This is a genomic window from Nocardiopsis eucommiae, from assembly GCF_965344335.1.
GTDB lineage: Bacteria > Actinomycetota > Actinomycetes > Streptosporangiales > Streptosporangiaceae > Nocardiopsis > Nocardiopsis eucommiae.
Map to the genome: position 1 here is coordinate 12,124 of NZ_CBDRIY010000016.1, position 13,563 is coordinate 25,686.

Consider the following 13,563-nt stretch of genomic DNA (forward strand, 5'->3'; position numbering starts at 1 on the left):
GGAGGAACCGCGGGAGGTAGGCATGCCAAGCGAAGTGGTCTCGACCGGGGCCGTGTCCGAGCAGGGGTCGGACGGGCAGACCCCCGGGACGCCGACGGCCGCCACCCCCCAGGAGGAAGCCACCACGCGGGCGGAGCGTGTGCGGGGCACCGACAGACCACAGAAGGACCGCCCGGAGGGCGCCGCGCGCGACGCGGCGCCCTCCGACGTCTCGGGGCCGGGTGCCCCGGGGGGTCAGGCGGCCACCACACCCTCCACCGTGCGAGTACGCCGAAGGCTCGCCCGACTCGGGGCCCAGCGGGGAGTGACGATGAACCCGGTGCTCGAACCACTGATCAAGACCGTGCGCGCCACCCATCCCAAGGTGGACGTGCGGCTGATCGAACGCGCCTACGAGGTCGCGGCCCACCATCATCGCCACCAGAAACGCAAGAGCGGCGACCCCTACATCACGCACCCCCTCGCCGTGGCCACCATCCTCGCGGAGCTCGGCATGCAGGAGGCCACCCTGGCCGCCGCCCTCCTACACGACACCGTCGAGGACACCGACTACTCCCTCGACGAGCTGCGCGCCGACTTCGGCGACGAGATCGCGGAGCTGGTCGACGGCGTCACCAAGCTGGACAAGGTCAAGTACGGCGAGGCCACCCAGGCCGAGACGGTCCGCAAGATGGTCGTGGCGATGGCCCGCGACATCCGGGTCCTGGTCATCAAGCTGTGCGACCGCCTGCACAACATGCGTACCCTGCGCTACCTCCCCGCCCGCGCCAAGCGGGAGAAGAAGGCCCGCGAGACCCTGGAGATCTTCGCTCCGCTCGCCCACCGCCTGGGTATGAACACCATCAAGTGGGAGCTGGAGGACCTGGCGTTCGCCACCCTCTACCCCAAGCGCTTCGACGAGATCGCCCGTCTTGTCTCCGAGCGGGCCCCCCGCCGCGACGTGTACCTCCAGGAGGTCATCGAGGCGGTCTCCGCCGACCTGCGCGAGTCCAAGCTCAAGGCGACCGTGCGCGGGCGGCCCAAGCACTACTACTCGATCTACCAGAAGATGATCGCCCGCAACGTGGGCTTCGACGAGATCTACGACCTCATCGCGGTGCGGGTCCTGGTGGACAGCGTCCGGGACTGCTACGCGGCCCTGGGCACGATCCACGCGCGGTGGAACCCGGTCCCCGGCCGGTTCAAGGACTACATCGCGATGCCGAAGTTCAACATGTACCAGTCGCTGCACACGACGGTCATCGGTCCCTCAGGCAACCCGGTCGAACTCCAGATCCGCACCCGCGCGATGCACCGCCGCGCCGAGTACGGCATCGCCGCGCACTGGAAGTACAAGGAGGACCGCAACTCCTCCGGCGCCGAGGCCAAGCCCAAGGGCACCACCGACATGCAGTGGCTGCGCCAGCTCATCGACTGGCAGCAGGAGACCAAGGACCCGGGCGAGTTCCTGGAGTCGCTGCGCTTCGACCTGTCCGTGCAGGAGGTGTTCGTCTTCACCCCGGGCGGCGACGTCATCTCCCTGCCCCAGGGCGCCACGGCGGTCGACTTCTCCTACGCCGTGCACACCGAGGTGGGCCACCGCACCGTGGGCGCCCGGATCAACGGACGCCTCGTGCCGCTGGAGAACGAGCTGCACAACGGCGAGACCGTGGAGATCCTCACCTCCAAGGACCCCGACGCCGGGCCCAGCCGCGACTGGCTCAACTTCGTCAAGAGCGCCCGCGCCCGCAACAAGATCCGGCACTGGTTCACCAAGGAGCGCCGCGAGGCCGCGATCGAGCAGGGCAAGGACGAGATCGCCAAGTACATGCGCAAGCAGGAGCTGCCGGTCAAGCGCCTGTTCAACGGGGAGGCCATCATCGCCCTCGCCCGTGACCTGCGCTATCCGGACGTCGACTCCCTGTACGCGGCCGTGGGCGAACGCCAGGTCAGCGCGCAGAGCGTGGTCGGCAAGCTGGTGGACTCCATGGGCGGGCTGGACAGCCACGCCGAGGACCTCGCGGAGTCCTCCCTGCCGACCAAGGTGGCCACCAGCCGCCAGCGCGCGGGGAACCCGGGCGTGGTCGTGGCTGGGGGCGACGCCGACGTGTGGGCGCGCCTGTCCAAGTGTTGTACGCCCGTGCCCGGAGACGAGATCGTCGGCTTCGTGACCCGGGGCAACGGGGTCTCCGTGCACCGCGCGGACTGCGTCAACGCCGCGAGCCTGGACCGCGAGCGCATGGTGGACGTCGAGTGGCGCCCCACCGAGGACTCGATGTTCCTGGTGGCGCTGCACGTGGAGGCTCTGGACCGCTCGCGTCTGCTGTCCGACATCACGAGGGTGCTCTCCGACCAGCACGTCAACATCCTGTCCGCCACGGTGCAGACCAGCCGGGACCGGGTGGCGCAGAGCAGGTTCACCTTCGAGATGGCCGACCCCACCCACCTGGGCAGCGTGTTGCGCGCCGTCCGCGGGGTGGACGGCGTGTACGACGTCTTCCGCGTCCGCAACTGACCCGGGCCGTCCCTCGGGGCGCGGCTCGGGCGCGGAAAACCAGTGGAGCGGGGGCGGTCCCCGGCGCTAGCGTGCCCAGGACCACTTCGAGGGAAGGCAGCCCCCCATGCTCGACATCCGTCCGTTCCGCCCCGAGGACGGGCGTGCCCTGGAGGCCCTGGCCCAACGACTGTGGCCGCGGGCACCGCACCCGGGCGGGCTCGGGTGGCAGCTGGCCACCGAGGAGTTCACCGCCGAGAACACGACCGTGGCCGAGCGCGACGGCGGGATCGTGGGCTGGGCGGTGATCGAGGGACCCAACGTCCTGCACTCCCTCGCCACCCTCACGCTCACGGGCGCGACCGAGGACCCCGACGCCGAGTCCGCGCTCCTGGACCGGGCCCTGGCCCGGACCGGTGACGCCGCCGTGGAGCTGCTCGTCTTCGACGGTGACGACGCGCTCCGGGACCTCGCGGAGAAGGCGGGGTTCGCCCTCGGCGAGAACAACACCTTCGGTGAGTGGATGAGCCGCGCCGCCACCGAGGAGGAGATCCGCCTCCCCGAGGGCTACCGGATCCGCCCCGTCCGCGAGGACGAGCGGGAGGCTCGCGTGGAGTGCCACCGCACCGCCTGGCGGCCCTTCGACCTGCCCTGGCCCGAACGCGCGGGCACGGTGAACCCGGACCTCACCAGCCGCTTCAGCCGGAAACGGTACGACAACACCCGCGCCGCGCTGCTGTACGACCGCGAACTCGACCTGGTGGTGGAGGCCCCCGACGGATCGCTGGCCGCCTGCTGCGTCGTGTGGTGGGACGCGCAGAACCGCTGCTCGGAGATCGAACCCCTCGGTGTGGTCCCCGCGCACCGGCGCCGTGGCCTGGCCGTCGCGCTCGCCCTCACGGCGTGCGCCCTGACCGCGCGGCGCGGCGGGGACCGGGTGTACATCAACACCACACCGAACGAGGCCTACCCGACCCCGGCCATGACGTACGCGACGGTGGGCTACACGCCGCTCGACCGGGGCACGGTGCTGCTGCGCCCCGCGCGCTGACACACCGCGCGGTCGACACCCCACGGCGGAGCCCCGGTCACCTGGGTGACCGGGGCTCCGTTCGCGGTACTACAGACGGATCGTCGTGGACCGCACGATCTGGAAGACCGGGTGCCGGTCGGCCTCGGCCTCGAACGCCTGCTCCGGTGCCTCCGGCGGGGCGTCGAAGTACGGGCCCACGACCGCGGACCGGGGGTTGTCCAGGTACTCCTTGAGTACCGGAGCCGCCTCGGCCGGGCCCAGCTCCCGCACGCTCACCAGCTCGATCCAGCCGCCCTGACGGAGGGTGGCGAATCCGTCCTTGCGGATGTTGCGCACCCAGTCGACCTCCCCGTACGGGGAGACCAGGTACCGGCCGCTCTCACTGTCCAGGACACTGAGCGGGATGGTGCGCAGGAAACCGGAGGTGCGCCCACGCGTGGTGAGCAGGTGCAGCTCCGGCGGGCAGGCCCCGTACTTGACGAAGCCGCTGACGAAGGCGTTGGCGGTCCGCCGCAGTTTCGTCATCTCGAACCGCTTCGTCGGTTCGTTCACCATCTTCGGCAACTCCCTCGATCGGATGCTCCCATTGTGATGGTTTCCGGCCACCGATGGCACCCGTGGGCACGCCCCCGGTCTAGCGGAACGCGGAGACGCCGGTCACGGACTGGCCGATGCTGAGCGCGTGGATCTCCTCCGTGCCCTCGTACGTGGCCACGGTCTCCAGGTTCACCATGTGCCGCATCACCGGGTACTCCAGGGTGATCCCGTTGGCGCCGTGGATGCCGCGCGCCGTCCGGGCCACCCGCTGGGCCGCCGCCACGTTCGCGAACTTGCCGAAGCTCACGTGGTTGTGGTGGCAGTTCCCCTCGTCCTTGAGACGGCCGATCCGCAGCGCCGTCATCGAGGCGTGGTTGACGTCCACGACCATGTCGGCGAGCTTGCGCTGGGTGAGCTGGAACCCGCCGATGGGCTTGCCGAACTGCTCACGCGTCTTCGCGTAGTCCAGGGAGGCCTCGTAGCAGGCGCGGGCGGCCCCGGCCACACCCCACACGATCCCGTACCGGGCCTCGTTCAGGCAGGACAGCGGGGAACCGAGCCCCTTCGACGCGGGCATGACGGCGTCGGCGGGCAGCCGCACGTCCTCCAGGACCAGCTCGGAGGTGATCGACGCGCGCAGCGACAACTTCTTGTGGATCACGTTGGCGGAGAACCCGGGGGTGTCCGTGGGCACCACGAAACCGCGGATCCCGTCGTCGGTCGCGGCCCACACCACGGCGACGTCGGCGACCGATCCGTTGGTGATCCACATCTTGGTGCCGTTGAGGACCCAGTCCGCGCCGTCGCGGCGGGCGCGCGTGCGCATGGAGCCCGGGTCGGAGCCGGAGTCGGGCTCGGTCAGTCCGAAGCAGCCGATCGCGTCACCGGCGGCCATCCGGGGCAACCACTCGTTCTTCTGCTCCTCCGAGCCGAACTTGTGGATCGCGGCCATGGCCAGCGAGCCCTGCACGGACACGAAGCTGCGCAGCCCCGAGTCCACCGCCTCCAGCTCGCGGCAGGCCAGGCCGTACGCGACGGCGCTGGAGCCGCCGCAGCCGTACCCCTCCAGGTGCATGCCGAGCACGCCCAGGTCCCCGAAGGCCTTGGCCAGGCCGCGCGGGTCGGGGAGGGTTCCGGCCTCGAACCAGTCGGCCACGTGGGGCAGGAGCTCACGGGTGGAGAACTCGCGGACGGCGTCACGGATGTCGCGCTCGGTGTCGGAGAGCTCGGCGTCCACCGCCAGGAAGTCGAGGGGGTCGGGTGCGGCGGCCCTGCGCTGGGAGTCGCTCATGATGGGTGTCCCTTCGTCGTGCTTGCGTGTGTGGGGTCGGTGCCGGGGCGGGAACGGCTCAGCCGACGTCGGTCTGCTGGACGGCGCCACTGGTCAGGAGCGCCGCGATCCGCTCCTGGGTGAGGCCGAGTTCGCTCAGGACCTGAGCCGAGTGCTGCCCGAGCAGCGGTGGAGCGGTCATCGGTACGGGGGTGTGCTTCATGCGGAAGCCCGCACGGACCTGCTCCAACGGTCCGGCGGTGGGGTGCTCCACGGTGCGCAGGACGTCGTCGCCGTTGGCGTCCGCGGTGCGCAGGGCGTCCAGCACCCCGCGTACCCGACCGGCGGGGACCCCGGCCTCGACCAGGACCCGCATCCAGTGTTCGGCGGGCCGCTCCCGCAGCGTCGCGGACAGCTCCGCGACCAGTTCCCCCCGGTGCGCGACCCGCTCCGGGTTGGTGGCGTACCGGGGGTCCGTGCCCAGATCGGGGCGGTCGATCGCGGAGCACAGGCGCTGGTAGAGGGCGTCGTTCCCGGCCGCGATCACCACCTCGGCGTCCTTCGTGGGGAACACCTGGTACGGCACGATGGTCGTGTGGGCGTTGCCCACGCGCGCCGGCTCGGCCCCGGTGACCAGCGCCTGCTGCGCGAGGTTGACCAGGCTGGACAGGGTGGAGTTGACCAGGGAGACGCTGATGTCCTCGCCGCGCCCGGTCACCCGGGCCCGCATGAGCGCACCGAGGATGCCCACGGCCGCGTTCAGGCCGGTCAGGACGTCGGTGAGCGCCACACCCACCTTGCTCGCCGGACCGTCGACGGGACCGGTGGCGGCCATCAGCCCGCTCTCGGCCTGCACGACGATGTCGAACCCCGGACGGGTGGCGGGTTCGTGTTCGGGGCCGAAACCGCTCACGGAGCAGTACACGACGGCCGGATTGCGCGCGCTGACCTGCTCGTATCCCAACCCGAGCCGGTCGATCACCCCGGGCCGGAAGTTCTGGATCACCACGTCCGAGGTGGCGCACAGCTCCTGGACGGCGGCCAGCCCCTCCGGGTCCTTCAGGTCGACGGCCAGGCTGCGCTTGTTCCGGTTCACGGACAGGAAGTACGCGGCCTCGCCGGGGGAGTGGTCCGCCCGGTGCTCCTCCGTGGGCTCCGCGTAGGGCGGGCCCCAGGAGCGGGTGTCGTCGCCCCGGCCGGGCTGCTCCACCTTCACCACCTCGGCGCCCATGTCCGCGAGCAGCATGGTCGCGTAGGGGCCCGCGAGCACCCGGGACAGGTCGGCGATCCGCACCCCGGCCAGGGGGAGCGGTGCTCCCTGACCGGGACCGGGGTCGGGCTGAGGACGGGTCTCACGCATGGGGGGTCACTCCTTGCCGTCGGACGGGCACTCGGGATCCACGGGGCCGCCGGGCAGCTGGTCGCCGTCCCGCAGCTGGTAGTAGGTCTCCAGGCAGCGGCGCAGCGCGGTGGTGAGCGCGGCGCCGGACTGGCCCGCGTAGCGCGTCTGGACCCGCTGGACGATCTCCGCGATGTCCTCGGTCACCGAGGCGCCCTCGACCAGGGCACGGAAGAAGTCCTTGGCCAGGTCGGTCAGGAGGGTGGTGTCCGCGGCCACGATCCGGCCGTCCGCGGAGTCCACCGCGAGCACGACACCGAGCCGCTGGTACTGGGAATGGCTCGCCACCGAGTCGGGAAGACGGGCGTAGCCGGAGATGAGCACGACCCTGGGGTCGCGGAGAAGCTGCTGAACACGGTCGTCGCCGTACAACGGAAAAGCACCTCTTGTCTGCGGGCACGCGAAAACTCCAACTGACTGGAGTCTCGCGTCTGAAGGGCGGCCGGGGGAAACCGGACACCCGCGACGTGAGGGCAGTTCTCGATCAGTATGGCCCAGCCGGGACGGTCGGTGTCAAGGCGGGGGGTGGTCCAGGGCACACGCGCGCACGGATGCGCGCTCCGGGAACCCTGTGTTACATTTCCGCTCAGGTCACGAGTACCAGCGACAAGCCCCGGCTAGCTGGTCGGCAACCCTCCTTCCGCGGTGGGGTGCCCCGGGTGAGGACCAGGTCCCGACACGACCGTGTCAGACAAGCGCGGACCCCTGAGGCGCAGCCGTCATCGGCGTACCCCGTGGGTCCCACGACCCGCAGAAGAGGTGCCCCATGACCACCGTCATCCCGTTCGACTCCACGCGCTCCAGCCGTTCCGCCGCCCGGGACGCGGCCCGAGAGGCCGAGGCCCGCACCGAGTGCGCGATCGTCACCGCCGAGGGCGGGGTCCCCCTGGTCGACGGTGAGTACGTCGACTACGCCAACTTCGACTACGCGGCCAGCGCCCCCTGCCTGACCAGCGTCGCGGACGCGCTCTCCGCCGCTCTCCCGTACTACGCCAGCGTCCACCGGGGCGCCGGGCACCACTCGCAGGTCAGCACCGACGCCTACGAGCGCGCCCGCCGCAGCGTCTCCCGGTTCCTGGGCGTGCGCACCGAGGCCGACGCCCACGGTTCCGCCGACGCGGTCGTGTTCGTGCGCGGCACCACCGACGCCGTCAACCTGCTGGCCCGCGCCGTGCCCGAGGGCTGCACCGTGGTGGTCTTCGAGTCCGAGCACCACGCGAGCCTCCTTCCGTGGGAGCACCCGGCCGCACGCGCCGGACAGGTGATCCGCCTTCCCCTGCCCGCGTCGCCCGAGGAAGCCGTCGCCTCGGCCCGCGCCGCGCTCGCGCGGGCGCCCGAGGGTCCCCGCCTGCTGTGCGTCACCGCCGCCTCCAACGTCACCGGCGAGATCTGGCCGGTCGAGGAACTGGTCGAGGCCGCCCACGCTGAGGGGGCCCGTGTGGTGGTGGACGCGGCCCAGTACGTGCCGCACCTGCCGTTCAGTCTCACCGGCACCGGGGCCGACTACGTGGCCCTGTCCGGGCACAAGCTCTACGCCCCCTTCGGTTCCGGAGTGCTGGCGGGCCGTGCCGACTGGCTCAGCGACGCCGCCCCCTACCTGGCGGGAGGGGGCGCGACCCGCCGGGTGACCGAACACGACGTCCAGTGGAACGACCTGCCCGCGCGCCACGAGGCGGGCAGCCCGAACGTGCTGGGAGCCGTGGCGCTGGCGGCGGCCTGCGACACCTTCACCACCGAGACGCTCTCCCTCCAGCACATCCGTGAGGCCGCTCTGCTGGAGCGCCTGCGCTCCGGGCTGGGCGAGATCGAGGGCGTGCGCGAACTGTCCCTGTGGGACGCCGAACACGCCCGGGTCGGGATCGTGTCGTTCGTGGTCGACGGCCTGCCCGCCGACCTCCTCGCCGCCGCGCTCTCCGCCGAGTACGGGATCGGGGTGCGCGACGGCCTGTTCTGCGCCCACCCGCTCACCACCCACCTGCTGCCCGAGGGGCACGAGCAGGCCGTGCGGGCGAGCCTGGGCGTGGGGACCACCGAGGAGCACGTGGACCGGCTGGTCGGCGCGGTCACCGACCTCGTGGCCCACGGCCCGCGCTGGGAGTATGCCGACTGCGACGGCCGCCTCGCCCCGGTTCCGGACCCCCGCAACGTCCTCTGAAGCGTCGGATCCCGCCCGGAGTGTCTGGAATCTGTGTGTTCGGGACCTCGGACTCATGGAACTTCACTACGCATGACCCCCCATTCGACGCACTGGGTCACATTTCACGCGGGGGTGTGCTGGGGATCACGTTCCCAGGCGGTACTATCGGGCCCTGACGGCGGGGCGCGCCGTCGCCGGACCCGACCGGTCCGTACCGACGCGACGTCCCGCCTCCCGCGAGCGAACCGGCTGGGGGAGCGTGATCGTGACGGACGTACGAGGACCCAAGACAGGTCCCCTCACGGCCGTGTTCCGACCCACCGAGCCCCCGCGCGTCCCCGAGCAGCCCTCACCGGTGGTCAGCCTCGGCCCGCGCACCCGACCGCCGGACCCGGCCGACGCCGAGCGGGTCCGCCTGCACCAGGCCTTCCTCGGCCGCGTCGTCGACTACCTCTGCGCGGACGCCGGGATACGCCAGTTCGTGGACTGGGGCTGCCCGGTGCCCGGCACCGCCGAGCGCGTACGCCGGGCCAGCGCCGACGCCACACTGGTGCACCTGGCCCCGACCGGGACGGCCGGGGTGCTGGCCGCACCCGCCTCCAACGCGACCGTCCTGGCCGGGGACGGCTCCGGCGGCACCGGTACGGACTCCGTGCTCCGACGCCTCCACACCAGCGGGCTCGTCGACTTCGACGAGCCCGTCGCCGTCCTGATGACCCGCCCCGGCACCGAACAGGACCCGCCCGCCGGTCTCGACACCCTGCACCGCATGATGCGCGGCGGCGGATACGTCGCCCTCACGTCCACGGCTCCCCGCCCCACGGCGGAGCGGGCCTTCGCCCCCTTCCTCCCCGTCGAACCGGGGGTCGCCGACCTGACCTGGTGGCCCTACCCGGACGAGGACGTGTCCGCCCCGGGGTGTGGAACCCTGGGCGGACTGGGCCGCGCGCCCGGGCGAGGAAGGGGAGCGACGCGATGGCGCTGAACTGGAACGGTGAGATCCAGGCCCAGATGAGGTTCTACTGGGACTTCTCGCTGTGGCCCAGGCTGGAGGGGCTGACGGACGCCGAGTTCTACTGGGAGCCCGTCCCCGGCTGCTGGACGGTGCGCCAGCTGCCCGACGGCCGCCACGCCCCGGACGGTGCCTACCCGGAGCCCGTCCCGCCGCCGGTCACCACCATCGCCTGGCGCCTGGGACACATCGTGGTGGACGTCCTGGAGGCCAGGATCAACTGGCACTTCGGGGACCGCACCGCCAGCCGCGACAACATCGACTGGCCCTCCAGCGCGGCCGAGGCCAGACAGCGCCTGCGCAGGGCCTACCTCACCTGGTCCGAGCACGTCCAGGAACTCGACGACGACGACCTGGCCGAACCGGTGGGCGGCGCCGAGGCGCCCCAGTGGGCGGACTTCCCGCTGGTCGTGCTCATCCTGCACCTGAACCGCGAGTTCATCCACCACGGCGCCGAGGTCGCCCTCCTGCGCGACCTGTACCGGGCCCGCTTCGGGGAGAGCGCCGGTCCGTGGTCGGAACCGGTCGCCTAGAGCACGTGCGGGGGGTCCACCCGGACCTGCACCAGGTGTTCGTCCCGCCGCGCGCTGCGCGCCGAGGCGGCCGCCTTCAACGCCCGGGAGAGGTCGCCGATCGCCCCCCGTGGCACCCGCAACAGCGCCCGCTCGGTCACGTGGTCACCGTTCTCGCCGGTCTCGGACCCGACCGGGACCGGTCCCAGCAGCTCGGCCGACTCGGGCAGCTGGATCTGGTCCAGCAGCTCGCGCACGTGCTCGGGGGCCCCGGTGATCGAGGCCATCGACACCGCTGGAGGGAAGCCCAGCGCGCGCCGCTCGGCCAGCTCCCGTTCGGCGAAACCGCCCGGGTCCCAGCGGACCAGTGACTGCACCACCGGCAGGGACGCGTCGGCCGAGACCACCACGGTGCCCCCCGGCCGCACGAGCGCGGCCGCGTTGAACCAGCGGCGCAGCGCCTCCTCCGAGGCGCGCAGGTCCGCCCGGTTGAGCAGCGCCCAGCCGTCCAGGAGCACCGCGGCCGCGTACCCCCCGTCCGGGACCACCGGCTCCGCCCCCGGAGTGGAGACCACCAGCGAGGGCTGGTTCGGCACCTCCGCCAGGACCTCGTCCCGGCCGGAGGTGCGCACCGTCAGGGACGGGAAGGCCCGGCCGAGCTCCTCGGCGGTCCGGCGGGCACCCACCACCACCGCCCGCATGCGGGTCACTCCGCACTCGGGGCACGCCCACTGACCGGCCACCCGCCCGCACCACCCGCAGGAGGGCACCGCGTGCGCCTCCCGGATGGCCAACGGCCCGTGACAGGATCCGCAGCGGGCCGGTTCGCGGCAGCCAGCGCAGGCCAGGGCGTTCAGATAGCCCCGCCGCGGCACCTGGAACAGCACCGGGCCCTCCCGTGCCCCCTCCCGCGCCGCCTTGAGGGCCAGGCTCGGAAGCCGGGCGGAACGCGCCGCCTCGTCCCGGGCCAGTTCGCGGTCGTCCCCGGCGGGTTTGACCACCGGTGCCCGGCCGCGCAGGGTCGTCCGGTCGGAGACCAACGGGAGCGCCCACCCGGATTCCACCAGGAGCTGGGTGTCGGTGGTGCGGGTGTGTCCGCCGAAGAGCGCGCCCGCACCCGCCATGTGCGCGCGCATCGCCAGGACCGTGCGGGCGTGCGGATAGGGCGCGTGCGGATCCACGTGCACGTCGTCCCCGTCGTCCCACAGCACCACCAGGCCCAGGTCGCGCACGGGCGCCAGCAGGGCCAGGCGCGAGCCCACCACCACCCGCGTCCGCCCGTGCAGCACCGACAACCAGCGCCGGTAGCGCGGGGTCGGGCCGAGGTCGGCGGGGAGCGCGGCGTGGCGCCCCTCGCCCAGGACGCGGGTCAGGGCGGCGTCCACGGCCTGCACGTCACGGCTGTTGGGGACCACGATCACCGTGCCGCGACCGGCGTCCAGCGCGGACCCGGCCGCCACCGCGATGGCGTCGGCCCACTCGGGGCCGGGCAGGGCGTTCCAGACCGCGCGGGCCGGACGCCCCTCGCGCAGGGCCTCGACGAAGGCCGGACCCTCCGGATAGTCCCGCCAGGGGCCCGGGTCCGTCGCTGATCCGCCGCCCACCGGGGCACCCTCCTCCTCGGGCGGGGGCTCCCGTTCCACCTTCACCCTGCGCGGCGGCACGGCCAGCTTGGCCACCTCGTTGAGGGTGCCCGCGTACCGGTCCGCCACGGCCCGGGCCAGCTCCAGGATCTCCGGGGACAGGACCGGCTCCGAGGAGACCACCGAGTCCAGGTAGGCGAGCCGCCCGGCGAACTCCGACCGCTCCACCCGCTCGGCGAGCAGCCCCGCCAACAGGCGCCCGTTGAACACGACCTTCACCCGGCAGCCGGGCACCGCGTCGGCGTCCTGGTCACTGGAGACCTGGTAGTCGAAGTAGCGGTCCAGGTGGGGGAGCGGGGTGTCCACGATGACGCGCGCCACCGGAAGGCTCGCGGCGGGCCTTCGGGGTTCGGGGCGGGACGCATCCCTGGCCCGGGCCTTGGCCAGCGCCTTGGGGTCCAGCAGTTCCGACACGTCGAAGAGGCCGTCGTCGGGCTGGTCGGGCTGCTCAGTCATCACCCTTGGTTTACCAGAACCCACCGACAACGCCGCCTTTCCCGCTCGGGCGACCCCGCAGGTACTGGTAGAACAGTGAACCGTAGGCGCAGCGGAGGGGACCCGAACATGAAGCTTGTCTTTGCCGGAACGCCGGAGGTGGCGGTGCCCTCGCTCCGGGCGCTCATCGACTCCGGGCACGAGGTCGCGGCGGTGGTCACCCGGCCCGACGCGCGCTCCGGCCGTGGTCGGAGCCTCTCGGCCAGCCCCGTCGCGGAACTCGCCGAGAGCGAGGGCATCGAGGTCCTCAAGCCCGCGAAGGCCGGGGACCCCGAGTTCCTGGCCCGCCTGGCGGAGATCGCCCCCGACTGCTGCCCGGTGGTGGCCTACGGCGCCCTGCTGCCGCAGTCCGCGCTGGACGTCCCCAAGCACGGCTGGGTGAACCTGCACTTCTCGCTGCTGCCCGCGTGGCGGGGTGCCGCCCCGGTCCAGCACGCCCTCCTGCACGGCGACGACGTCACCGGGGCCTCCACCTTCCAGATCGTCAAGGAGCTCGACGCCGGGCCGGTCTACGGCACCCTCGCGGAGACGGTCCGCCCCACCGACACCAGCGGCGAACTCCTCGGCCGCCTGGCGGAGTCCGGCGCGGGGCTCCTGCTCCGCACCATCGACGGCATCGCCTCCGGAGAGCTCGTCCCGGTCCCGCAACCGGACGCCGACGTGTCCTACGCGGGCAAGCTCACCACCCTGGACGCCGAACTCGACTTCACCGCGCCCGCCCAGCGGGTGGACCGCGTCGCCCGCGCCTGCACGCCCGCGCCCGGCGCCTGGACCACCTTCCGGGGCACGCGCCTCAAGCTCGGCGCGGTGCGGCCCGTCACCGACGCCGACCGGCCCGACCTCGACCCCGGCCAGCTGCACGCGGACAAGAGGCGCGTCATCGTCGGCACCAGCACCCACCCCGTGGAGCTGGGCCTGGTGCGGCCGCAGGGCAAGAAGGAGATGGCCGCCGTGGACTGGGCCCGTGGGGTGCGTCCCACCGAGGACGACCGACTCGGCCGCTGAGCTGCCGTACTCTCGGATCTGGCGTGCGTGAGCGTGCGTCGGCACCC

General features: G+C 72.5%; 11 protein-coding genes and 1 riboswitch. Of the genes, 6 read left to right on the forward strand and 5 right to left on the reverse strand.

Annotated elements, in window-relative coordinates; translation table 11 throughout:
• The first annotated feature begins 310 nt into the window (after nt 1-310).
• Together ACRWK8_RS12430 and ACRWK8_RS12435 are read left to right on the forward strand one after the other, a co-directional pair.
• Nucleotides 311-2,494, forward strand: coding sequence for a RelA/SpoT family protein (locus ACRWK8_RS12430; protein WP_378741576.1), 2,184 nt, complete (start codon nt 311-313; stop codon nt 2,492-2,494).
• 106 nt (nt 2,495-2,600) lie between these two features.
• Nucleotides 2,601-3,524, forward strand: a complete 924-nt coding sequence (locus ACRWK8_RS12435; protein ID WP_431870344.1) for a GNAT family N-acetyltransferase — start codon at nt 2,601-2,603, stop codon at nt 3,522-3,524.
• A gap of 69 nt (nt 3,525-3,593) precedes the next feature.
• Here ACRWK8_RS12435 and ACRWK8_RS12440 read toward each other — a convergent pair whose 3' ends face one another.
• The 4 genes from ACRWK8_RS12440 to ACRWK8_RS12455 form a co-directional block, all read right to left on the reverse strand.
• Nucleotides 3,594-4,061, reverse strand: coding sequence for a nitroreductase/quinone reductase family protein (locus ACRWK8_RS12440; protein ID WP_378741296.1), 468 nt, complete (start codon nt 4,059-4,061; stop codon nt 3,594-3,596).
• Nucleotides 4,062-4,140: 79 nt separating this feature from the next.
• Entirely contained in the window at nt 4,141-5,334 is a 1,194-nt protein-coding gene (locus ACRWK8_RS12445; protein ID WP_431870346.1) for an acyl-CoA dehydrogenase family protein, read from the reverse strand.
• Between the two features lie 58 nt (nt 5,335-5,392).
• Nucleotides 5,393-6,673 (reverse strand): CaiB/BaiF CoA transferase family protein, encoded by a 1,281-nt coding sequence (locus ACRWK8_RS12450; protein WP_431870348.1) that lies wholly within the window; start codon nt 6,671-6,673, stop codon nt 5,393-5,395.
• Between the two features lie 6 nt (nt 6,674-6,679).
• Nucleotides 6,680-7,084 (reverse strand): DUF3870 domain-containing protein, encoded by a 405-nt coding sequence (locus ACRWK8_RS12455; protein ID WP_378741302.1) that lies wholly within the window; start codon nt 7,082-7,084, stop codon nt 6,680-6,682.
• Between the two features lie 217 nt (nt 7,085-7,301).
• A riboswitch (SAM riboswitch) is annotated at nt 7,302-7,416 on the forward strand.
• A 62-nt stretch (nt 7,417-7,478) separates the two neighbouring features.
• On the opposite strand from ACRWK8_RS12455, the gene ACRWK8_RS12460 reads away from it, so the two are divergent.
• From ACRWK8_RS12460 to ACRWK8_RS12470, 3 genes are all read left to right on the forward strand, one after another.
• Nucleotides 7,479-8,867, forward strand: coding sequence for an aminotransferase class V-fold PLP-dependent enzyme (locus tag ACRWK8_RS12460; RefSeq protein ID WP_378741304.1), 1,389 nt, complete (start codon nt 7,479-7,481; stop codon nt 8,865-8,867).
• Nucleotides 8,868-9,114: 247 nt separating this feature from the next.
• Nucleotides 9,115-9,834, forward strand: coding sequence for an SAM-dependent methyltransferase (locus ACRWK8_RS12465; RefSeq protein WP_431870351.1), 720 nt, complete (start codon nt 9,115-9,117; stop codon nt 9,832-9,834).
• Nucleotides 9,825-10,394, forward strand: coding sequence for a DinB family protein (locus tag ACRWK8_RS12470; protein WP_378741308.1), 570 nt, complete (start codon nt 9,825-9,827; stop codon nt 10,392-10,394). Before ACRWK8_RS12465 ends, ACRWK8_RS12470 begins: the two co-directional genes overlap by 10 nt.
• Here ACRWK8_RS12470 and ACRWK8_RS12475 read toward each other — a convergent pair.
• Nucleotides 10,391-12,472, reverse strand: coding sequence for a primosomal protein N' (locus ACRWK8_RS12475; RefSeq protein WP_378741311.1), 2,082 nt, complete (start codon nt 12,470-12,472; stop codon nt 10,391-10,393). The two genes, ACRWK8_RS12470 and ACRWK8_RS12475, sit on opposite strands and share 4 nt — an antisense overlap.
• A gap of 108 nt (nt 12,473-12,580) precedes the next feature.
• Here ACRWK8_RS12475 and fmt point away from each other — a divergent pair, with 108 nt between their 5' ends.
• Complete coding sequence (fmt, locus tag ACRWK8_RS12480) at nt 12,581-13,516, forward strand: methionyl-tRNA formyltransferase (protein ID WP_378741313.1); 936 nt, start codon at nt 12,581-12,583, stop codon at nt 13,514-13,516.
• Nucleotides 13,517-13,563 lie beyond the last annotated feature (47 nt).

Bases quoted from the DNA above. Each gene is read 5' to 3' on its own strand.
- ACRWK8_RS12430 (WP_378741576.1), top strand. From the start codon at position 311: ATGAACCCGGTGCTCGAACCACTGATCAAGACCGTGCGCGCCACCCAT.
- ACRWK8_RS12435 (WP_431870344.1), top strand. From the start codon at position 2,601: ATGCTCGACATCCGTCCGTTCCGCCCCGAGGACGGGCGTGCCCTGGAG.
- ACRWK8_RS12440 (WP_378741296.1), bottom strand. From the start codon at position 4,061: ATGGTGAACGAACCGACGAAGCGGTTCGAGATGACGAAACTGCGGCGG.
- ACRWK8_RS12445 (WP_431870346.1), bottom strand. From the start codon at position 5,334: ATGAGCGACTCCCAGCGCAGGGCCGCCGCACCCGACCCCCTCGACTTC.
- ACRWK8_RS12450 (WP_431870348.1), bottom strand. From the start codon at position 6,673: ATGCGTGAGACCCGTCCTCAGCCCGACCCCGGTCCCGGTCAGGGAGCA.
- ACRWK8_RS12460 (WP_378741304.1), top strand. From the start codon at position 7,479: ATGACCACCGTCATCCCGTTCGACTCCACGCGCTCCAGCCGTTCCGCC.
- ACRWK8_RS12470 (WP_378741308.1), top strand. From the start codon at position 9,825: ATGGCGCTGAACTGGAACGGTGAGATCCAGGCCCAGATGAGGTTCTAC.
- ACRWK8_RS12475 (WP_378741311.1), bottom strand. From the start codon at position 12,472: ATGACTGAGCAGCCCGACCAGCCCGACGACGGCCTCTTCGACGTGTCG.
- fmt (WP_378741313.1), top strand. From the start codon at position 12,581: ATGAAGCTTGTCTTTGCCGGAACGCCGGAGGTGGCGGTGCCCTCGCTC.